Here is a 19,458-nt window from a genome sequence, read left to right as displayed (position 1 = left end):
CGGAATCGACGATTTCGATTCACGCGCCGTTTCCCCCCGACCACGTCCAGAATTTTTACGCTCGCCGTCGTATCGGGTGCTATGGCGGGTCCACCACCCCAGGAATTGCGCCACGTCGTCGAGCAGTTCCCGACGCCGCCCGACTCCGAACCGTTCGACCGCGCCGACGAACTCCTCGACGGCGTCTACAGCGCGATGGCGCGGTCGTGGTACCCCGAGTTGCAACGCCGCGCCGACGCCTACGCAGACGGCGACATCCTCCGGGAGACGGTGCTCGAACACGTCGAGTCGGTGCCGTCGTTCCGACTGTCCGACGGGGCGACGCCGCTGCGTGACCGTCGAGACGCGCTCCGACAGGCGGCTGATACTCTCGACGAGATCGCGGCCGTCTCGGCGTGGTACGCGGATCTGCGGGCGGTGGTTTCGGACCGACCCGAGGAGTTGACGCGCTTCGAACGCCTCCTTCACGACTTCGGGTACGCCCTGGCGCACGGGCTGTTTCTGGGCGTGTCGTCGCCCGAACAGGTAGTCCGACGGCTCCGCGTGGCCTACCGCTCGGTCGGCGTCCGAATCGACGAAACCGGCTCCGACGCCGGGTGCGAGCGGACGACGTTCACCTGCCCGTATCGCACCGTCGCGGCCGGTCGCTACGGCGAGCGGTGGGTGTGTCACGAGAAACTGGACCGCGTCGACGACGGCTACGTGACGTACCTGCGAGAGCGCGGGATCGACTACCAGCGGCCGCGAGGCTGTCCCGACTCCGAGCAGTGCTACTCGACGGTCGCGAGAGACGGTCCGCGGCAGTGGTGGCCGCGTACGTCGCCCGCGGCGGTAAGGGAAAACGCCGGCCCGTGACCCGAAGCGAGCGCTCCCGCGACGGCGCCGGATTCGATCTGGAGAGCGTTCGGCGCATCCAGCGCAGCTATGGGACCTGGGCGCCGCTCTACGACTGGTTCGCGCGAGCGACGTCCTCGATCGGCGGCGTCCGCGCCGGGTGCGTGGCGGCGCTCGATCTCGACCCCGGAGACACGGTCGTCGAGTTCGGCTGTGGTCCCGGTGTCAACCTCCCCGCGCTGCGTGAGGCCGTCGGCCCCACTGGGCACGTCGTCGGCGTCGACATCACGGGGCCGATGCTCGACCGAGCCCGGTCGCGCGTGGCCCGACACGGCTGGGAGAACGTCTCGCTCGTGCGGGGCGACGCCACTACGCCGCCGATCAGCGCGGTCGACGGCGTCCTCGCGACGTTCGTGACGTCGCTGTTCGATGATCCTTACGGGGTCGTGAGTCGGTGGTGCGGCCTCGCCGACAGCGTCGTCGTGGCGAACTTCGTCCCCCGGGGAAGCCGACCCGCGAACGCGGCACTCGATCTGTTCGTTCGGCTCAACGGCCGACTGTTCGACGTCGAGAGCGCGGACGCGCTTTCCCTCCTCGACGAGCGGACGGCCGACTCGCGACGCGCGCTCGTCGACTGTATGGACGAGGTCGCCTCCGAGGAGTACGTTTTCGGGACCATCGCGGTGAACGCCGGCCGCAGAAGCCCCGAACACAGCGCCCGAGAGTAACCTGTCGCGAACGCGACACCGACGCGGTACCGCACCAGTTCGTATCGCGGCATACCGTTTCTCGTCCCCGCGAAAAGATCGATACGTTGATACCAGAACCCGTCGATTTTCAGGTATGCAGGGTCTCCAGTACAGTCGCGACAGCGGTCGGGATCTCCTCGAATGCCGACACTGCGGCGCGACGTTCCCGGAGGGAAAGGCGACGACCGACGGCTGGCACTACGCCTGCCCCGAGTGCGAGGAAGGACGCGGCATCGGCGACGGACTGCGCCGGCTGTAGTCGACGCCGACCGATCGCCCGTTGCGGTGTAGGTGCGCTACCAATAAACGCGCCACCCGTGAACGCGAGCCCCGCCGTACCCGCCGGCGCGGACTGAATCATTTTTTACGCCGGGGGTTCGCACTCATTCGTAATGACCGCGTACGACTACGACGATCTCGGCCTCGTCGCGGGCCTGGAGATCCACCAGCAACTCGATACCGCGACGAAGCTGTTCTGTGGGTGCCCGACCGAGGAGCGCGACCCGGACGCGGCGACGCGCTCGTTCACGCGCTACCTGCACCCGACGAAGAGCGAACTCGGCGAACTCGACGAGGCGGCGCTCGAAGAGAGCCGCGTCGAACGGGAGTTCGAGTACCTCGCCTACGACACGACCTGTCTCGTCGAGGAAGACGAGGAGCCGCCGCACCGACTCGACGACGAAGCACGAGACGTGGTGCTGCAGATCGCCGAACTCCTCGATATGGAACCGGTCGATCAGGCCCACGTGATGCGAAAGCTCGTCATCGACGGCTCGAACACCTCGGGCTTCCAGCGGACGTCGCTCATCGCTCAGGACGGCGCAATCGAGACCAGCGACGGCCCCGTCGGCGTCGAAGACCTGATGCTCGAAGAGGAGTCCGCCCAGCGCGTCGAAGAGCGCGGCGACGACGTCACGTTCTCGCTTGATCGCCTCGGCGTTCCGCTCGTCGAGATCGGGACGCGCCCCGACATCGACTCCCCGGAGCAGGCCCAAGAGGCCGCCGAGACGATCGGGATGCTCCTCCGCTCGACCGGCGCGGTCAAGCGCGGTCTCGGGACGATCCGCCAGGACGTGAACGTCTCGATCGCGGAGGGTGCCCGCGTCGAAATCAAAGGCGTGCAGGCGCTCGACCAGATCGACGAGATCGTCCGCCAGGAGGTCGGCCGCCAGGTCGAACTGCTGGACATCCGCGAGCAACTGCGCGAGCGCGACGCGTCCGTCGGAGACGTAACCGACGTCTCTGACGTGTTCGCCGACACCGACTCGGGCGTGATCGGCGGGGCGCTCTCGGACGGCGGCTCCGTGATGGCCGTCCCACTGTACGGCTTCGACGGACTCGTCGGGCGCGAGATCCAGCCCGACCGCCGGCTCGGAACCGAACTCTCCGATCACGCCAAGCGGCACGGCGCGGGTGGCATCTTCCACACCGACGAACTGCCCGCGTACGGCGTGACCGAAGACGAAGTCGACGCGCTGCGGGCGGCGGTCGACGCCGGCGACGACGACGCGGTCGCTATCGTCGCGGCCGACACCCAAACCGCCGAACTCGCCATCGAGGCGGCCGCCGAGCGCGCGGAAACGGCCATCGAGGGCGTGCCCGAGGAGACGCGCGGCGCCAACGACGACGGGACGACGCGCTACCTCCGGCCGCTCCCCGGCGCGGCGCGGATGTACCCCGAGACGGACGTGCCGCCGGTCGAACTCGACCCCTCGGAAGTCGAGACGCCGGAACTCCTCACCGAGAAGGTCGAGCGCTACCAGTCCGAGTTCGACCTCGACGCGGGACTCGCCGAGCAGGTCGCCTACGGACGGCGGATGCCGCTGTTCGAGCAGGCGGTCGAGGAGGGCATCGACGCGACGTTCGCGGCCGGACTCTTGGAGTCGACGCTGACCGAACTCCGCCGCGACGACGTCGCCGTCGCGGAACTGACCGACGAGCACCTCCTCGCCGTGATGCACCTCGTCGAGGACGGCGACCTCGCGAAAGAGGGCGTCCAGGACGTCCTCGCGACGCTGGCCGAGAACCCCTCGCTCTCGGCCGAGGAAGCCGTCGAGGAAGCCGGCCTCTCCGGCGTCTCCGAGGACGAAGTCCGCGAGGCCGTCTCGGAGGTCGTCGACCGCAACGCAGACCAGGTGGAAGCCGAGGGAATGGGCGCGTTCTCGGCGTTGATGGGCGAAGCGATGGGCGCGCTCCGCGGGAAAGCCGACGGCGAGATCGTCAGCGACGTGCTGCGCGAGGAGATCCAAAAGCGGGCCTGAGCGCCGACGCGACCGACAGGACTGTATACCTCTGCGTACCGTTTTCACCGACTGCTCGGTGCGCAATCAGTTGCAAACGCTACTATATCCGTGCTACCAATCCCCAATACCAGATGTGATATCTGGTGGCAACTCTTTTCACCGTGGTGATATCTGACGGAATATGGCGGATACCACGAACGAATGGGAAAATACTGCGGGGAGCGGGGACGGACACGAGGGGATTTTCGAAAAACTCACCAAGTACACCCCGAGCGGTCATTCGATTCCGGAAGACACCTGGCGCGGTCGGCACAGAAATATCGTCCTGCTGTTACTTGCGCACATCCCGTTTCTGTTCGCACTCGGGGTGTACGAGGGGACCGAATCGATCAGTGGGGCGACGTTCCCGGCGTACTCGCTGCCAGAAATCTTTCTGCGGCTGGGCGTCCTGTTTGGGTTCGCCCTCCTCGCGAGTTGGCCTCGACTCGGCCGCCGCGCCCGGACGTCGCTGGCGACGATCGGGCTGGCGACGGGATCTGCCGTCCTCGTGTACTTCTCTGGCGGCCTGATCGAGGCGCACTTTCACTTCTTCGTCGTGATGGGCGTCGTCGCCGTCTACGAGGACTGGCTGCCGTTCCTCGTCGGTATCGTCTACGTTGCGATCCAACACGGCTACTTCGGGATGACGGCACCGGAGGCCGTCTACAATCACACCGCGGCGATCGCAAATCCGTTCGTGTGGGCGTTCATCCACGCGGCGTTCGTGCTGGCGCTCGCGGCCGCGCTGATGACGAACTGGTACTCGATCGAACGCTCCCGCGAGCAGGCCAGACAGCGGTTAGCCGAGACGGAAGCGGCCGAGGAAGCTAAAGCCGAGGTCGAGGCGAAACAGCGGGAGGTCGAACGCCTGAACGAACATCTCGAAGCCAAGGCAGACGCCTACAGCGCGACGATGGCCCGCGCCGCCGACGGCGACCTCGGCGCTCGACTCGACGCCGAAAGCGAGAGTGAGGCGATGGTTCAGATCGCCGAGGGCTACAACGAGATGATGGACGAGATGGAGACGGCGGTCCAAGACATCCAGGCGTTCGCACAGGAGGTGACGGCAGCGAGCGAGGAAGCCTACGTCGGCGCCGAGGAAGTCAAACAGGCGAGCGCGGACGTGAGCGAGTCGGTTCAGACGATTTCGGGGGGGACCGACGAACAGCGTGAGATGCTCGAAGAGGTGTACGCGGAGATGACTGACCTCTCGGCGACCGTCCAGGAAGTGGCGTCGTCTGCCGAAGGGGTCGCAGAAACCTCACACGAGACGGCGACCATCGCCGACGCCGGCGAGGAGACCGCACGACAGGCGATCGACGACGCGCAGGGCGCCCAGTCGTCGATCGACTCGACTGTCGAGCACGTCGAACGCCTCGAACGCCAGATGGCCGAGATCGGCGAGATCGTCGAACTCATCAGCGACATCGCAGAACAGACGAATATGCTGGCGCTGAACGCGAACATCGAAGCCGCGCGCTTCAGCGGCGGGAGTGGCTCCGGCAGCGGGGACGGCTTTGCGGTCGTCGCCGACGAGGTCAAGCAGTTGGCCGAGGAGACTCAGGAGTCGGCGAACGACATCGAGCAACTCATCGAGGAGACGCAAGCGCAGACCGAGCGCACGGTCACGGAGGCTCCGCGGCCGACCAGCAGATGCAGGAGGGCGTCGAGGCCGTCCAAGACGTGCTCGACGCGTTCAGTCAGGTGGCGACGAACACCGAGGAGACCGACAGCGGCATCCAGGAGATCAGCGAAGCCACCGACGACCAGGCCGTCAGCGCCGAGGAGGCGGTCGCGATGGTCGAGGAGGTCTCCGAGATCAGTCAGACGACCGCCGAGGAGTCCGCAGACGTCTCCGCGGCCGCAGAAGAGCAGGCCTCCTCGATCACCCAGGTCAGCGCCAACGTCGAGTCGCTCACCGAGCAGGCCGAGCAGCTCCAGGCGCTGCTGGCGAAGTTCGAGGTCTCCGCAGCACCGTCGCCGGTCGAGAGCCCGAGCCCGACGTCGCGAGCGGGGTCGGACGTCGCGCTGGGCGACGGCGGCCGCTGATTCGGCCCACAGTCGCCGTTTTCTGATTCCCCGCCGCTCTCATTCGATCGGGACCCGTACCGCCGATTCCGCCGCGCGTTCTCGGAGCCGCGCGATGCGGTCCTCGATCCGTGGATGCGTCGAGAAGTACTCGCGCAGTCGACGCTCCTCCTCGGAAGGCACCTCGCCGTGCGTCCACAGCGGCGAAACCGAGCCGAAATCGGGCCTCGTGGCTCGATCGAGTTTCTGGAGTGCGCTCGCGAGCGCGAGCGGTCGACCCGTCACCTCTGCGGCGCGCTCGTCGGCCGCGAACTCCCGTCGGCGCGCGTGCGCTCTGAGGAACAGCGTCGCCGTCACACCGAGAAGTGCGATCCCCATCTCGATCCGTGCTCTGAGTCGCCCTGGAACCGTCTCGGCCCACGACCGAGGCTCGCCGCGGAGCCACGCGATGCCGAGCGCGGCCCCCGTCACGAGGAACACGAGCGGTGAGAGGAGCAACTCCAGCGTGATGACGACGAACTGAGTGAGGCTGAGCGCCGTGGTCTGGACGAGACTGTCGTGCCGTTCGAGGTGCGCGAGTTCGTGGGCCAAAAGCGACTCGAACTCCGCGGCGTCGAGCAGGCGAAACAGCGAGGCGTCGACGACGAGCGTGCCACGGCCGGGCGTCGGGAGCGCGAGCGCGTTTGGCATCCCGAGACGTGCGACCAACAGCCGGGGTTGCTCGACAGCCATCTCGTCTGCGACCGCCGCGAGCAGATCGTAGACGACCGGCGCACGCGACGCTGGCAGTTCCCACGCGTCGACGGTAGCGAGGATTTGCCGCGTTCCCAGACGCAGGCTCAGAAACGCGACGACGAGCGTCCCGACGACGACGCCGAGGACGAGTACGACCGGACTGGGACGGAACTGCCAGATCGTCGTGAGAACGACGATGCTCCCCAGCGCCAAGAGTCCGTAAAACGACAGCACTGCGACCCCGACGGCCGTTCGCTGGAGGCGACTCGGCCGGGGTGAATCTCCCTGGTGCTGACTTCCAGGCGGGGGTGCCGACATCTGTTTCGTTACCGTTCCGTTAGGCCGCTCGTTCAGTCGGTGTGGACGCTGTCCGCTGCTGTCCGGTTCTCGCGCTCAGAGTCGGCAGCGTCGGCGTCGACGAGGTCGGTTTGGCCGTTGTCGGGGTCGTCTGCGGCGTCACCGTCCGTGTGATCGCCGAAGGTACGGTCGCCGAGCAGGTCGTTCGCTCGCCGGAAGATGCCGGTGAGCGTGGTGATCTCCCGCTCGGTCGGGTGCGCGCGGCCGAGCAGCCGTCGCATCATCACCCGCGTCTTCTCGCGTTTGTGCTCGCGGCTCTCGATGGAGCGGTGGAACTCCTCGAAGAAGTCGTAAAAGCGGTCGATGTCGGATTCGTCGGCGCGTTCGCGCTCGACGTCCGGCAGTTGCGTCTCCTCGACGGTCAGCGACCGGAGTTCGTACAGGAGGATCGTGGCCGCCTGCCCGAGGTTCAACACGGGGTAGTCGCCGCTGGCGGGGATCGAACAGACTTCGTCCAGTCGGGTCAACTCGTCGTTGTCGAGGCCGGTCCCCTCGCGCCCGAAGACGAGCGCGGTCTGTGTGTCGACCGTTTCCAGGCTCTCGCGGACCTCGACGGGCGTTTTGAACGGGAACCGCTCGTGCTTTCGGCTGTCCTCGTTCGTGATCGCCGTGGTCCCGATCGTGTGGTAGTTCTCGACGATCTCCTCGAAGGTGACCTCGTCGGCGTTCGGGAGGACGTCCTCGCGAGCGTGCCCGGCGAAGCCGTACGCCTCGCCGTCCTCGCTGAGTTCCGGGGGATCGACGAGCTTCAGGTCCGTGAGCCCGAAGTTCTTCATCGCGCGGGCGATCGTGCCGACGTTCCCGGGCGTCTTCGGTTCGACGACGACGACGACGGGGTCGTGACTGCGTCCCGTCATCTACTTCGTCGGGTACTCCCGACCCAGATCGACGTCGTCGAGCGGTTCGTCGTCCGCATCGTCGTCGACAGTCGTAATCTCGCCCGTCCGCAGGTCGATACGCTTGCGCTCGCCCTCGTACTCTTCGTTCAGGCGGCGGTTGAGCTCCGCCGGGTCCGGCGGCGTCGGCAGTTCGTCGGGGTCGGTGTCGACGTGTTCGAGGCCGCCGTAGCCCTCGGGAGCGCGGTTGCCGGCGACGAACCACTCGTGGAACTCGTCGCGGAACGTCTCCGTGCCGGCGGCGTCCTTCCCGCCCGCCTCACGGAACCAGTAGAGGAAGTCGGCCTCGTGCTCCGAACAGAGGAGCACTTCCTCCATCGGCTCGCCGTAGACGATCTCGGCCTGGTTGCAGCGCTTTTTGTTCTCCTCGCCGTGGACGAGATAGCAGGCGTCGCAGGGTTTGCCCTGCAGGTACGTCAGACGGATGAGTCGCTTTCGCGTGTCCTCCGGTACGTCGTCGAGCGACCGGAACTCGCCGTCGTCGGTAAACACCTCCTCCTCGTCGAAACGCCAGCCGCGGAGGCCGATGCTGACTTTGGCCATCGACGAACGGTAGCGTGCGATCGGATAAAAAGAGCGTGCCTCGGGGTTCGGCCGTGACGTTCCAGCAGAAGACTCCGGGGGAAGTATCAAGACGCATCGTCGGAAACGCCCTTCTATGCCTGCGGACGAGCCCTCGTCGTCATCACCTTCGTCGTCGCCTTCACGGTCCGGCACCGAGCAGTCCTCGTATCCCGACACGTCGCCGCTGTCGCCGCGGATGGAGGCGCTGCTCCTCGGCCGCGACCCCGACACGGCGGTTCGCCTGTCGGCCGTCGCGGGCACGCTCTTCGCCGTCACGTTCGTCCTGCACCTCCCGCCGCGGCTCGTCGGCTGGCTGTCGTTCCCGTTCGGACTCTTTCTGCCGCTTCTCGTCGGCACAGCATTCCTCGCGGCCGCGGTCGGTGCGTATCGCAACGACGGCTTCTTCGTCGCGCTCTCGCTCGCCGGCGGCCCGAGTTTCGGCTTTTATCTCCCCCTCGGGCTCTTCGAGTTGACGTATCCCAGTGCAACGGTCCTCGAAGGACTGACGATCGGCGCGACGGTCACCGTCGCCGCCGGCACAGCCGGATTCCTCGTCGGAGCGGGCGGGCGGCGAGCGATCCGCCGAATCCGCGACTGACGACGGAACTCGGTCGCCGATTCTCCGATGCGCGAATCGCTTCACCGTCGGCGCTCGGAGCGTGCGCCTTTTCCTTCCCCCGCGAGAACGCAGGGGTATGGACCCGAAGCGGGAGCTCACGAGCGTCGACCTGGCCGCCCTCGTCACCGAACTGAACCGGTACGAGGGAGCGAAGGTCGACAAGGCCTACCTCTACGGCGACGACCTGCTCCGCTTCCGGATGCGCGATTTCGACCGCGGCCGGGTGGAACTCATCCTCGAAGTCGGCGACGTCAAGCGGGCACACGTCGCAGACCCCGAACGCGTCCCCGACGCACCCGGACGACCGCCGAACTTCGCGATGATGCTGCGGAACCGACTGTCGGGCGCCGACTTCGCGGGCGTCGAGCAGTTCGAGTTCGACCGCATCCTCGTCTTCGAGTTCGAGCGCGGCGACGAGAACACGCGCATCGTCGTCGAACTGTTCGGCCAGGGCAACGTCGCCGTCCTCGACGAGACGGGCGAAGTCGTCCAGAGCCTCGAGACGGTCAGGCTCAAATCACGCACGGTCGCCCCCGGCTCGCAGTACGAGTTCCCCTCCTCGCGCCTCAATCCGCTCACGGTCAGTTACGACGCGCTCGCCCGGCGGATGGAGGACTCCGATACCGACGTGGTGCGGACGCTCGCGACGCAGTTGAACCTCGGCGGCCTCTACGCCGAGGAACTCTGTACCCGCGCGGGCGTCGAAAAGACGATCCCGATCGAGGAGGCCGGTGACGACGAGTACCGCGCGCTCCACGACGCGATCGAGGACCTCCGGACGCGACTCCGCTCGGGCGACTTCGACCCCCGCGTCTACACGGATGACGACGGCGCGGTCGTCGACGCGACGCCGTTCCCGCTCGAGGAACACGAGCGCAAGGGACTCGACAGCGAGGCGTACGACACCTTCAACGACGCGCTCGACGAGTACTTCTACCGGCTCGAACTGGAGGACGACGAGCCGGAGGAGACGGGTCGCGAGCGCCCGGACTTCGAGGCGGAGATCGAGAAGAAAAAGCGGATCATCGACCAGCAGGAGGGCGCGATCGAGGGGTTCGAAGAGCAGGCCGACGCCGAGCGCCGTCGCGCCGAGTTGCTGTATGCGAACTACGACCTCGTCGACGAGGTGCTCTCGACCGTCCGTGAGGCTCGCGAGAACAGCGTCCCCTGGGACGAGATCCGCGAGACGCTCGCGGCGGGAGCCGAGCAGGGGATCCCCGCGGCCGAAGCGGTCGTCGACGTCGACGGCGCCGAGGGAACGGTCACGATCCAACTCGACGACACCGAGGTGGAGGTCAACGTGGACACCGGCGTCGAGAAGAACGCCGACCGGCTCTACACCGAAGCCAAGCGCGTCGAAGAGAAGAAAGAGGGCGCACTCGCCGCGATCGAGAACACCCGCGAGGAACTCGAAGCCGTGAAACAACGGCGCGAGGAGTGGGAAGCCGACGACCAGGACGAAGACGAAGCCGAGGAGGAAACCGAACCCGAAGACCGCGACTGGCTCGAGATGGAGTCGATCCCGATCCGCACCTCCGAGCAGTGGTACGAGCGCTTCCGGTGGTTCCACACCTCCGACGGCTTTCTCGTCATCGGCGGCCGCAACGCCGACCAGAACGAGGAGATCGTCACGAAGTATCTGAACAAACACGACCTGTTCTTCCACACGCAGGCCCACGGTGGCCCGGTGACGGTCGTGAAGGCGACCGGGCCCTCGGAGCCATCCGAGGCGGTCGAGTTCCCGGAATCGACGAAACAGGAGGCCGCCCAGTTCGCGGTCTCGTACTCGTCGATCTGGAAGGAGGGCCGCTACGCCGGTGAGGCGTATATGGTCACGCCCGATCAGGTCTCGAAGACGCCCGAGTCCGGCGAGTACATCGAGAAGGGCTCGTTCGTCATCCGCGGCGACCGGACGTACTTCAGAGACGTCGCTGCCGAGGTCGCGATCGGCATCCAGTGTGAGGGCGTCACCCAGGTCCTCGGCGGCCCGCCGTCGGCGATCGAAGAGCAGGTCGAGACGTCGATTCGCGTCCGGCCCGGTCGCTACGCCCAGAACGACGCCGCGAAGATGCTCTACCGGGAGTTCCGCGAACGCTTCACCGACCAGAAGTTCCTCCGAAAGGTCGCGACCCCGGACAAGATCCAGGAGTTCCTGCCCCCCGGCGGGAGCGAACTCGTCGAGTAGCGCGATTTTCGTACGGCAGGCAGTCCCGAATCCGCCCTGTGACCGTTGTTATCACCGGCCTCGGGGGTAAGCCGCGCGTACTCTCCGTACGTGGTCTATATTTATCTTTGATGACATCGTACTGTACGCTTGGAGTAAATCGGCTGTTCTGCGTCACAGCCGCGACGGGACGCCCGTCGACGGTCACGGCGCAGCATACAGCCACGCTCGGTGATCATTATGATACAAGACTCACTGCAGTACCTCAGAAACGACGAGAATTGGGTTACGACTGTCCTCATCGGGGGGATCCTCAGTCTGCTGGGCGTCCTGATCGTCCCGACGCTTCTGGTCCTCGGATATCTGGTACGGGTCGTCCGCGGGACGATGCACGGCGAGGAACAGCCGCCAGTGTTCGACGAGTGGGGTGACCTGTTCACTGACGGGCTCAAGGCGTTCGTCGTCGTCTTCGTCTACGGGCTGATCCCCGGGATCATCGCGGCGGTCGTCGTCGGCGGCGGGATCTTCTCGTTCGTCGTGGGCGGCGGATCCGACTCTGCGGGCCTCGTCGGCCTCGGAATGGCAGGGATTCTCCTGGGAAGCCTACTCGCGCTCGTGTTGAGCCTGCTGGCGGCGTACGTCGTCCCGGCGGCGATCTCGAACCTCGCGCAGACCGATCAACTCGGATCCGCGTTCTCGATCAGTGAACTCCGTCCCGTGCTGACATCGGGCACGTACGCGACCGCGTGGGTGTACGGCTTCGCGCTCATCATCGCGGCCAGCCTCGTCGCTGGCGCGCTGAACGTGATTCCGCTACTCGGGCTTCTCGCGGGCGGATTCCTCGGGTTCTACGCCGCGGTCTCTGCGTACTACCTCATCGGCCAGGCGTGGGGCGAGATCCGCGACGTCGAGATGCGCGAGAGCGACTCCCTCGACGAGCAAGCGGCCGTCTGAGAGCCGGAACTTCGACACCCAACGTCGGCTCTCACACCGCGTTCTGACTTTCGCTACGGATCTGCTCTTGAAACCCGCAGCCGGCGGTCGTTTTCGGGAGTGCTGCAGTATCTTGGGTGCGAACTTCTTCCGCCCCGTCGGACCGACTCAGGCTCCCCCGACTAGTTGTGATTGTCCAATCAATCACCATAAATTAGTTTATTTTAATATACTACCTGAGATACCAACCCTCGTTGCTTTACCACTTGGATGATTAATAATACACATTATGAGAGGGCGTCAATCAGAGTCACGGAGACGGTTTTTACAGCTGGCAGGAAGCTCAGCGATTGTTGGTGCCGCTGGCTGTGCGGGCACGCCCGAACAAGAGTCATCTCCAACCGAACCGGCAGATGGCGAGGACGGGGATCGGGAGACTGATACGGACGAAGAGCTCCCCGAGGGCGTCTCGGCGGACGAGTTCGAGCACGGCCCGGTGCCTCAGGAGTATCGGACGGCGGACTCGATCGGCGGTGAAACGCGCACTCCGGACGAACTCCAGATCAAGGTCGACGTCCAGTTCTCGGAGTACGACGAGGCGCTAGAGAACGCGGCCCACCAACCCGGGCGGTGCTGCGCGAATTGCAGTGAATATATCGCTGACAGGAACGGCGACGGGTTCGGTGCCTGTGCCGCGGTCGAGGGCTATATCGGTGGCGCTGATTGGTGTACCATCTGGGAGGAGCTACCGGAACCCGAGGTTCCCGAAGGGATGAGCGAGGACGAACTCGCGACGGCCGAGGTCCCTACCGAATACCGGACGGCGATCTCCCAGGCCGGAGAAGAGCGCGACCCAGACGAACTCCTCGCCCAGGCGAACGTGAGCTTTGGCGAGTCCGTCGAGAAAATCGCCGACGGCGTAGCCCAGCCTGGGATGTCCTGTGGTAACTGTGCGGAGTTCATTCCTGACAAGAACGGCGACGGATGGGGCGCGTGCGCAGCGGTTGAAGGGTACATCGCTGTCGAGGACTGGTGTGCGGCCTGGGAAGCTGTCAGCGAAGAACTGGAATAGAGCCATCCAGAGTGGAGAACTCCACTCGGCCTATCGGTCCCTGACAGAAAGCACTGAATCGGTCTGGGCTCACGGCGCTAGCGTGGGGGTCTGGTCACGCTCTGAAAGTCTCGACGAGGCCGACGATTCCCTAAACTTACCTTTCTCCACTGATTCCTCCGAGTCGATGCTGTCGGATGCCCTCCACTATCCGCTCGATAGCGACGACTGGCTTCGCACGATACTCATCGGGGGACTGTTGAGCGTCCTCTCGGTGCTCGTTCTCCCGATTCCGCTCCTTCAGGGGTACTACGTTCGCGTGTTGCGCGGCACGACCCGCGGAGACGCCACCCCGCCGGCCTTCGACGAGTGGGGCGACCTGTTCGTCGACGGCCTGAAACTGATCGGCGTCAACATCGCCGTCTCGCTCGTCGTCGTCGTGGCGATGTTCGTCGTCGGGATCGTCACGGGATTCGGCTCCGCGATCGGGTCCGGCGCCGGCCCCGTAGTCGGAACCGGATCGGACGGCGGTCTCGGCGGACTCGGCGGGCTCTTGACCGTCGTCGCGTTCTTCGCCTTCGTCGCGTTCGCGCTGCTGCTCGGCTACGTCGCGCCGGCGATGTTCGCGAACTTCGCCCGCGAGGACTCGATGGCGGCCGCCTTCGACGTCTCGACGGTGCTCGCGGCGGCGACGACCTCCGATTACCTGATCGCGTGGGTGCTCGCCGTCGTCGTCGGGCTCGTGCTCGGGACTATCGCGAGCCTGTTGGGTATCGTCGTCGTCGGGATTTTCGCCCTCTTCTACGTGCAGGTCGTGACGTACTACCTGTTCGGTCGCGGGTTCGCCGACGGACTGGCGGACGCCCAGCGCGGGTCGCTATAGCAGGATCTTTCTCCCCGCGTCCGAAATCGGGGATATGCGAATTTCGAGCCGCGGCCGCGGCGAGGAGGGGCGCGAGCGGATGACGCTCGTCCCCGAGAACGTCGACGACCTGTGGCACCTCTCGCACGTCCTCGAATCCGGCGATCTCGTCTCCGGCGACACCACGCGCCGTATTCAGCGCGACGACGAGAACCTCCGGGACACGGGCGGCCAGCGCGAGCATCTGTTCGTGACGATCGAAGTCGACGACGTCGAGTTCGCGCGCTTCGCGAACCGTCTTCGAGTCGGCGGCGAGATCGTCGACTGCTCGCGCGAGGACCAGCTCGGGCACCACCACACGCTCAACGTCGAGGAACACGACGAGATCACGATCGAGAAGCACTTCAAGCCGGACCAGGTCGAACGGATCGAGGAGGCCGAAGAGGCCGCCGAGAACGCCGACGTCGCCATCGCGACCGTCGAGGAAGGCGAAGCACACATTCACACGGTCGCACAGTACGGCACCGAAGAGCGCTTCTCGTTCACCGCGCCGACCGGCAAGGGCGAGTACGCCCGCCCGCGCTCGGAGCTGTTCGCCGAGCTGGGGAAGGCGCTCTCGCGGATGGACGTCGACGCGATCATCCTCGCCGGTCCGGGCTTCACGAAGCAGGACGCACGGGATTACATCGAGGAGAACCACCCCGACGTCGCCGACCTGCTCACCGTCGTCGACACGGCGGGCGTCGGCGACCGCGGCGTCCACGAGGTGCTGAAACGCGGCGCCGTCGACGAAGTCCAGACGCAGACCCGGATCTCGAAGGAGGCCGAACTCCTCGACGATCTGATGGAAGGCATCGCGACCGGCGAGAAAGTCGCCTACGGGATCGACGAGGTCGCCGAGGCCGCAGAGTTCGGCGCCGTCGAAGAACTGCTCGTCGTCGACGACCGCCTCCGACAGGAACGGCAGGGCGACGGCGACTGGGACGTCGACGTCAACGACGTCATCCAGTCGGTCGAACGGCAGGGCGGCGAGGTCACCGTCTTCTCCGGCGAGTTCGACCCCGGACAGCAACTCCGGAATCTGGGCGGCATCGCGGCGCTGCTGCGCTATCGGCTGCAGTAACGTGTCGCTTTGCCTCCGACTTATTCGCCAGTGAGCGCCTGGCTGCCGGGCGCGAAGTCGATCGTCTCTCCCAGGCCGGCCTCCGTCGCCTTCTCGTAGAGCAGGTACGCGCCGGCGACCGTCTCGATACCGGTTCCGCCGCTGTCGAAGACGGTGATCTCCTCGTCGGACTCCCGGCCGGGGGCGTTGCCGGCGACGACGTCGCCCAGCTCGGCGTGGACGTGGTCCTCGTCGACGACGCCTTCCTCGAGTGCGTGGAGGAACGAGCCGGCGTCCTGGAACGCGCGGTCGCGGAGGTCGGGCACGTACTTCGCGCGCTCGATGGTCGCGGCGTCGAGTTCGCGCTTCTCGGGGTTGTACTGACCCATCGCGGTGACGTGGGTCCCCTCTTCGAGCGCGTCGCCGTCGAAGACCGGTCCGCTGGCGTTCGTCGCAGTCACCACGATGTCGGCGCCCTCGATGGCCGCGGCGGCCGAGGCGACGGCGGCGACGCTGCCGTCGAGTCGGCGGTCCATCTCGCCGGCGAACGCTTCGCGGTGCTCTTTCGTCGGCGAGTAGACCCAGACGGTCTCCAGATCGCGGACCGTCGCCAGCGCACGGAGTTGGCCGCGCGCCTGTGCGCCGCTGCCGATGATCGCCGCGGAGCTGGCGTCCTCGCGTGCCAGTTCGTCGGCCGCGACGGCGCCTGTCGCACCGGTCTTGAAGGGATTCATACTCGCGCCGTCGAGCAGCGCGAGCGGTTCGCCGGACTCCGAATCGAAGATCGGCGTCGTGAACCACGCGTCCTCGGCTCCGAAGCCGGCGGTGTACATATAGCCGCCCATCGCGCCGGTGTCCGGGAGGATCGCCGCATACGTCGTGAGAAAGCCCGGTGGATCGGCGTTGCCGAGTTTCGTTCGCGGTTCGGCGGGAGCCCCCTCGCCGCGCTGTCGGTACGCGTCGCGGACGGCGTCGACGAACTCCGCGGGCGTCGCGAGGCCGTCGACGTCCGAACTTTCCAGAAACAGCGTCTCAGTCATACGACCGCGTTCGACGGCCAGCGGTAAGAACGTGCGGGAAACTGTGAGGTGCGGGATTCAGAAACGAATACGCGGGACGTATCGTACAAGAAACGGCGATGCGACAGGGAACTGAGAGGGAGTATCGTAAGCCCTCGTAGATTTCTCGCCGGACGGCACGGCGAGTATATCCGGACAGTTACGAGAATCCCTCTGAACGTTCAGTCGGCGTTCTGCAGCCGAACGTTCTTTCGGGTGTCGGTCCCGTCGAAACTGGATCGGGCACCGGTGGAAACCGGCGCGCGGACGAAGAGTGCGTGTCCGATGATTCCTGCCGCGACGGCGGCCGCGATGGGCACTGCTTGGGTGAGAGAGAGGCTGGTCTGCACAAGGCCGCCGGTCAGGCCGAACAGTGCGAGTGGAATGAGTCCGAGAACGTAGTCGTAGTACCCTGTCATAATACAATATATACTACGGAAGTAGGGAATATAATTGTTTCCCATCTCTAACTGATATATTTGTCGTCGCTGTTTGGATGGTTTCACATAAGTTATGAAGGCAAGTCACGACGCAGAGGCACTCAGAACCAAAATAATGGGGTCGCCGGATTGTACGATTCGTACGTTTTTTGCCTGTGTCTTAGTGTGACACAGCAACACACTAACCGATGCAGCGTGTCCCACACCGGAGCGTTGAACTAACCGGTCCCCGGAACGTACGACGTGAACTCGAACGATCGGTCGATCGTCGCGTTGGTGATGCTCGCCCACGGGATGGTCCACACCTACGAGCTTTCGATCCCGATCTTCGTCTCGATCTGGCTCACGGAGTTCGACGTGCTCTCGCTCGGCGTCGCCGAGTTCGAGGTGACGGCGGCCACGCTGGGACTGGTCGTGACCGCGGGATACGGTCTCTTCGGCGTGGGCGCGCTTCCGGGGGGCGTGCTTGTCGATCGAATCGGCTCGCGGCGACTCATCACGCTCTGTCTGTTCGGGATGGCTGGCTCGTTCGTCCTCCTCGGCGTCGCGCCGAACCTCCTCGTGGTCACGCTCGCGCTGCTCCTGTGGGGCGCGGCCGCGAGCGTCTACCACCCGGCGGGCCTGACGCTCCTCTCGAAAGGCGTCGAAGAGCGCGGCACGGGGTTCGCCTACCACGGAATCGCCGGGAACGTCGGAACCGGCTTGGGACCATTGCTGACGGCGATTCTCCTCCTGTTCGTGGACTGGACGATCGTCGCCGTCGTTCTCGCCGTGCCGGCGCTCGTCGCCGGCGCGTACGCGATCCGTGCGCGGTTCGACGAGACTGCGGCCGTCGCATCTGATACCACGGCCCCCGACGGTGGAGGGGGATCCGACGGCGACAGCAGAACCGAAGGCGGCGTCGCCTCGTTCACGGAGTTCGCCTCCGAGACGCGGCGGCTCTTCGCAGGGGCGTTCGCGCTCGTCTTCGTCGTCGTGATGGCGTCGGGACTCTACTACCGCGGCGTCCTCACCTTCCTCCCGAACCTTCTCGAATCCTTCCCGGCGTTCGCACCAATCCCACTGACGTCGCTACTCCCGCCGTTCCTCACCGACGCCCTGGGCATTCCCCCCGGATCGGGACGCTCACTCAATCCTGAGCGGTACTTCTACTCTGGACTGCTGATCGTCGGCGTCTTCGGCCAGTATCTCGGCGGCAAACTCACCGATCGGATGCCGGTCGAATACGGATTGGCGGGCGGTTTCGGCTTGCTAGCCGTCCTCGCGGTCGTGTTCCTTCCCGCCGCGAACGCGGGGCTCGCACCACTCTTGGCCGTCGGTGCGATCCTCGGCTGTGCGCTCTTTCTCGTCCAGCCGTTCTACCAGGCGACCGTTGCGGAGTACTCGCCGGCCGGCACGCGCGGCCTCTCGTACGGCTTCACGTACCTCGGCGTGTTCGGCGTCGGCGCGCTCGGCGGTACTGTCGCCGGCGCGATTCTGACCTATGCGACCCCGACAGCGCTGTTTGCGACGCTCGCAGGATTCGCTGCCGTCGGCTCGGGAATCGGCGTCGTGCTCGCCCGGCGCGGCCGATAACAGCGACGTGGCGACGACGTTCGACAAAAAGAACTTCCGGCAATTACCGGAGTAGGGCGAAGAACAGCCAGCGACCCGCGATCAGTGCGACGCCGCCGACGAGGAGCACGACGACGCCGAACGAGACCTGGAAGCCGCCCGAAAACAGCGGCGAGGCACGGAGCACGAAGCCGATGACCGCTGCCGGAATCCACGCCCGGATCGCGAGCGGGATCGCTGCTTTCGCCGACTCGGCTGCGCCGGCGGAGTACGCGCCGATGAGCGGGCTCGCGACCGCCCAGCCGACGAGGAACGGGACGAGCGTCAACAGCCACGCGACGGGGGCCGTCGAGAGATACTCGACGCCGTTGTGGTTGATCACGCCGATCGTGAGGACGGCCGAGAGCGCCAACACGTCGACGACTGCGAGGGGAAAGGCCTCGGCGTCGATGCGTCGTGCGAGGAACGACTCCTCGGATGATGCCATACTCGTCGATTTGGACGCTCCCTAATGGCTCTCTCGGATTCCATCTCGTGGCAGATCCAGTCGAATCCCGACTGTCGTCCCGACTTACTCCCGGGGGACGCGGCCGACGACGACGTATCCGAACCCCTCGCGGACGATCCGCGCCTCGAATCCCGCTTCCGACAGCGCCTCGCAGAGTTCCTCGGGCGTCCAGAACGTCGGATCGAAGCCGACGAGTTCCTCGGCGGCGACGAGCGCACGGCCGCGGACCCCTCGCGGATGGAACTCCTGGACGACGAGCACGCCGCCGGGACGGATGACGCGCGCTGCTTCGGCGAGCCCTGCCATCGGGTCCGGGAGATGATGTAGCGCGTCCACGACGACCGCGGCGTCGACCGCGTCGTCGGCGATCGGTAGGTCGCCGGCGTCGCCGCGGACGGCCTCGTGGCCCGCGGCCCGAGCGCGCGCGAGCATCCCGGCGGAGACGTCGACGACGACCGGATCGATTCCCACGCTAGCGAGCCCCCGCGAGGCCCGGCCGGTCCCGCCCGCCAGGTCGATCACGCGGTCGATCGGCCGGTCGGCGAAGGCGAAGGCGTCGCGCAATCGACCCACCCGCGCCGGCGGCATCGCGACGTCGTAGAGTCGAGCGACACGGTCGAAAAATCGGACATCGCCGGGTCCGAAACGAGAGGACATAGACTCGCTACGGCAGCGGCGGGAAAGGAACTGTCGGACCGCCGCACTCTTTTCTGTGCCCTCCG

The 19,458-nt window shown here is 66.1% G+C and carries 18 protein-coding genes and 1 pseudogene; 12 read left to right on the top strand and 7 right to left on the bottom strand.

Annotation, left to right across the window (positions count from 1 at the left end; translation table 11 throughout):
* Positions 1 to 81: 81 nt before the first annotated feature.
* The 5 genes and pseudogenes from NO347_RS14800 (at position 82) to NO347_RS17400 (ending at position 5,914) form a co-directional block, all read left to right on the top strand.
* Complete coding sequence (locus tag NO347_RS14800) at positions 82 to 855, top strand: hypothetical protein (protein WP_256290420.1); 774 nt, start codon at positions 82 to 84, stop codon at positions 853 to 855.
* Positions 852 to 1,562, top strand: coding sequence for a class I SAM-dependent methyltransferase (locus tag NO347_RS14795; RefSeq protein ID WP_256290419.1), 711 nt, complete (start codon positions 852 to 854; stop codon positions 1,560 to 1,562). Before NO347_RS14800 ends, NO347_RS14795 begins: the two co-directional genes overlap by 4 nt.
* Before the next feature lie 115 nt (positions 1,563 to 1,677).
* Positions 1,678 to 1,842 carry an HVO_2901 family zinc finger protein gene (locus NO347_RS14790; RefSeq protein ID WP_199723082.1) on the top strand — a complete coding sequence of 55 codons (165 nt, stop codon included), beginning with the start codon at positions 1,678 to 1,680 and terminating at the stop codon, positions 1,840 to 1,842.
* Between the two features lie 133 nt (positions 1,843 to 1,975).
* The gene (gene gatE / locus NO347_RS14785; protein ID WP_256290418.1) at positions 1,976 to 3,844 is read left to right on the top strand and encodes a Glu-tRNA(Gln) amidotransferase subunit GatE; all 1,869 of its coding nucleotides are present in this window, start codon (positions 1,976 to 1,978) and stop codon (positions 3,842 to 3,844) included.
* 163 nt (positions 3,845 to 4,007) lie between these two features.
* Positions 4,008 to 5,914 (top strand): annotated as a pseudogene (locus tag NO347_RS17400) (methyl-accepting chemotaxis protein).
* 39 nt (positions 5,915 to 5,953) lie between these two features.
* Here NO347_RS17400 and NO347_RS14760 read toward each other — a convergent pair.
* The 3 genes from NO347_RS14760 to NO347_RS14750 all read right to left on the bottom strand — a co-directional run bounded on the left by NO347_RS14760 (position 5,954) and on the right by NO347_RS14750 (position 8,424).
* A complete protein-coding gene (locus tag NO347_RS14760) occupies positions 5,954 to 6,862 on the bottom strand; it encodes a M48 family metallopeptidase (protein ID WP_256290414.1) in 909 nt (302 codons plus the stop codon).
* Between the two features lie 116 nt (positions 6,863 to 6,978).
* Positions 6,979 to 7,842 carry an RNA methyltransferase gene (locus NO347_RS14755; RefSeq protein ID WP_256290413.1) on the bottom strand — a complete coding sequence of 288 codons (864 nt, stop codon included), beginning with the start codon at positions 7,840 to 7,842 and terminating at the stop codon, positions 6,979 to 6,981.
* Positions 7,843 to 8,424, bottom strand: a complete 582-nt coding sequence (locus NO347_RS14750) for a DUF8114 family protein (protein ID WP_256290411.1) — start codon at positions 8,422 to 8,424, stop codon at positions 7,843 to 7,845.
* Positions 8,425 to 8,539: 115 nt separating this feature from the next.
* Between NO347_RS14750 and NO347_RS14745 the strand changes: the two genes are divergently transcribed.
* The 6 genes from NO347_RS14745 to NO347_RS14720 all read left to right on the top strand — a co-directional run bounded on the left by NO347_RS14745 (position 8,540) and on the right by NO347_RS14720 (position 15,197).
* Complete coding sequence (locus NO347_RS14745) at positions 8,540 to 9,043, top strand: hypothetical protein (protein WP_256290410.1); 504 nt, start codon at positions 8,540 to 8,542, stop codon at positions 9,041 to 9,043.
* A gap of 97 nt (positions 9,044 to 9,140) precedes the next feature.
* Positions 9,141 to 11,249: a ribosome rescue protein RqcH gene (gene rqcH / locus NO347_RS14740; RefSeq protein ID WP_256290408.1), complete on the top strand. Its 2,109-nt coding sequence runs from the start codon at positions 9,141 to 9,143 to the stop codon at positions 11,247 to 11,249.
* Positions 11,250 to 11,468: 219 nt separating this feature from the next.
* Positions 11,469 to 12,182: a DUF4013 domain-containing protein gene (locus tag NO347_RS14735; protein ID WP_256290406.1), complete on the top strand. Its 714-nt coding sequence runs from the start codon at positions 11,469 to 11,471 to the stop codon at positions 12,180 to 12,182.
* Between the two features lie 268 nt (positions 12,183 to 12,450).
* Entirely contained in the window at positions 12,451 to 13,233 is a 783-nt protein-coding gene (locus NO347_RS14730) for a high-potential iron-sulfur protein (RefSeq protein ID WP_256290404.1), read from the top strand.
* A 166-nt stretch (positions 13,234 to 13,399) separates the two neighbouring features.
* Positions 13,400 to 14,095, top strand: coding sequence for a DUF4013 domain-containing protein (locus NO347_RS14725; protein WP_256290402.1), 696 nt, complete (start codon positions 13,400 to 13,402; stop codon positions 14,093 to 14,095).
* A gap of 34 nt (positions 14,096 to 14,129) precedes the next feature.
* On the top strand, positions 14,130 to 15,197 hold the full coding sequence (locus NO347_RS14720) for an mRNA surveillance protein pelota (protein ID WP_256290400.1): 1,068 nt from the start codon (positions 14,130 to 14,132) through the stop codon (positions 15,195 to 15,197).
* A 20-nt stretch (positions 15,198 to 15,217) separates the two neighbouring features.
* On the opposite strand, the gene NO347_RS14715 is transcribed toward NO347_RS14720, so the two are convergent.
* The gene (locus NO347_RS14715; RefSeq protein ID WP_256290399.1) at positions 15,218 to 16,216 is read right to left on the bottom strand and encodes an ornithine cyclodeaminase family protein; all 999 of its coding nucleotides are present in this window, start codon (positions 16,214 to 16,216) and stop codon (positions 15,218 to 15,220) included.
* A 200-nt stretch (positions 16,217 to 16,416) separates the two neighbouring features.
* On the bottom strand, positions 16,417 to 16,653 hold the full coding sequence (locus tag NO347_RS14710) for a DUF8015 family protein (RefSeq protein ID WP_256290398.1): 237 nt from the start codon (positions 16,651 to 16,653) through the stop codon (positions 16,417 to 16,419).
* Positions 16,654 to 16,917: 264 nt separating this feature from the next.
* On the opposite strand from NO347_RS14710, the gene NO347_RS14705 reads away from it, so the two are divergent.
* Positions 16,918 to 18,249 carry an MFS transporter gene (locus NO347_RS14705; protein WP_369335086.1) on the top strand — a complete coding sequence of 444 codons (1,332 nt, stop codon included), beginning with the start codon at positions 16,918 to 16,920 and terminating at the stop codon, positions 18,247 to 18,249.
* Between the two features lie 43 nt (positions 18,250 to 18,292).
* Here NO347_RS14705 and NO347_RS14700 read toward each other — a convergent pair whose 3' ends face one another.
* Both NO347_RS14700 and NO347_RS14695 read right to left on the bottom strand, forming a co-directional pair.
* Positions 18,293 to 18,715: a DUF3054 domain-containing protein gene (locus tag NO347_RS14700; protein WP_256290397.1), complete on the bottom strand. Its 423-nt coding sequence runs from the start codon at positions 18,713 to 18,715 to the stop codon at positions 18,293 to 18,295.
* Between the two features lie 84 nt (positions 18,716 to 18,799).
* On the bottom strand, positions 18,800 to 19,393 hold the full coding sequence (locus NO347_RS14695; protein WP_256290396.1) for a class I SAM-dependent methyltransferase: 594 nt from the start codon (positions 19,391 to 19,393) through the stop codon (positions 18,800 to 18,802).
* Positions 19,394 to 19,458 lie beyond the last annotated feature (65 nt).

The organism is Halobellus inordinatus, from assembly GCF_024464655.1.
GTDB lineage: Archaea > Halobacteriota > Halobacteria > Halobacteriales > Haloferacaceae > Haloquadratum > Haloquadratum inordinatus.
This window is presented reverse-complemented; position numbering and strand designations above follow the sequence as displayed.

Excerpts from the sequence above, each read along its gene's own strand:
- NO347_RS14800 (WP_256290420.1), top strand. The coding sequence starts at position 82 with ATGGCGGGTCCACCACCCCAGGAATTGCGCCACGTCGTCGAGCAGTTC.
- NO347_RS14790 (WP_199723082.1), top strand. The coding sequence starts at position 1,678 with ATGCAGGGTCTCCAGTACAGTCGCGACAGCGGTCGGGATCTCCTCGAA.
- gatE (WP_256290418.1), top strand. The coding sequence starts at position 1,976 with ATGACCGCGTACGACTACGACGATCTCGGCCTCGTCGCGGGCCTGGAG.
- NO347_RS14755 (WP_256290413.1), bottom strand. The coding sequence starts at position 7,842 with ATGACGGGACGCAGTCACGACCCCGTCGTCGTCGTCGTCGAACCGAAG.
- NO347_RS14750 (WP_256290411.1), bottom strand. The coding sequence starts at position 8,424 with ATGGCCAAAGTCAGCATCGGCCTCCGCGGCTGGCGTTTCGACGAGGAG.
- NO347_RS14745 (WP_256290410.1), top strand. The coding sequence starts at position 8,540 with ATGCCTGCGGACGAGCCCTCGTCGTCATCACCTTCGTCGTCGCCTTCA.
- rqcH (WP_256290408.1), top strand. The coding sequence starts at position 9,141 with ATGGACCCGAAGCGGGAGCTCACGAGCGTCGACCTGGCCGCCCTCGTC.
- NO347_RS14735 (WP_256290406.1), top strand. The coding sequence starts at position 11,469 with ATGATACAAGACTCACTGCAGTACCTCAGAAACGACGAGAATTGGGTT.
- NO347_RS14730 (WP_256290404.1), top strand. The coding sequence starts at position 12,451 with ATGAGAGGGCGTCAATCAGAGTCACGGAGACGGTTTTTACAGCTGGCA.
- NO347_RS14725 (WP_256290402.1), top strand. The coding sequence starts at position 13,400 with ATGCTGTCGGATGCCCTCCACTATCCGCTCGATAGCGACGACTGGCTT.
- NO347_RS14720 (WP_256290400.1), top strand. The coding sequence starts at position 14,130 with ATGCGAATTTCGAGCCGCGGCCGCGGCGAGGAGGGGCGCGAGCGGATG.
- NO347_RS14715 (WP_256290399.1), bottom strand. The coding sequence starts at position 16,216 with ATGACTGAGACGCTGTTTCTGGAAAGTTCGGACGTCGACGGCCTCGCG.
- NO347_RS14710 (WP_256290398.1), bottom strand. The coding sequence starts at position 16,653 with ATGACAGGGTACTACGACTACGTTCTCGGACTCATTCCACTCGCACTG.
- NO347_RS14700 (WP_256290397.1), bottom strand. The coding sequence starts at position 18,715 with ATGGCATCATCCGAGGAGTCGTTCCTCGCACGACGCATCGACGCCGAG.
- NO347_RS14695 (WP_256290396.1), bottom strand. The coding sequence starts at position 19,393 with ATGTCCTCTCGTTTCGGACCCGGCGATGTCCGATTTTTCGACCGTGTC.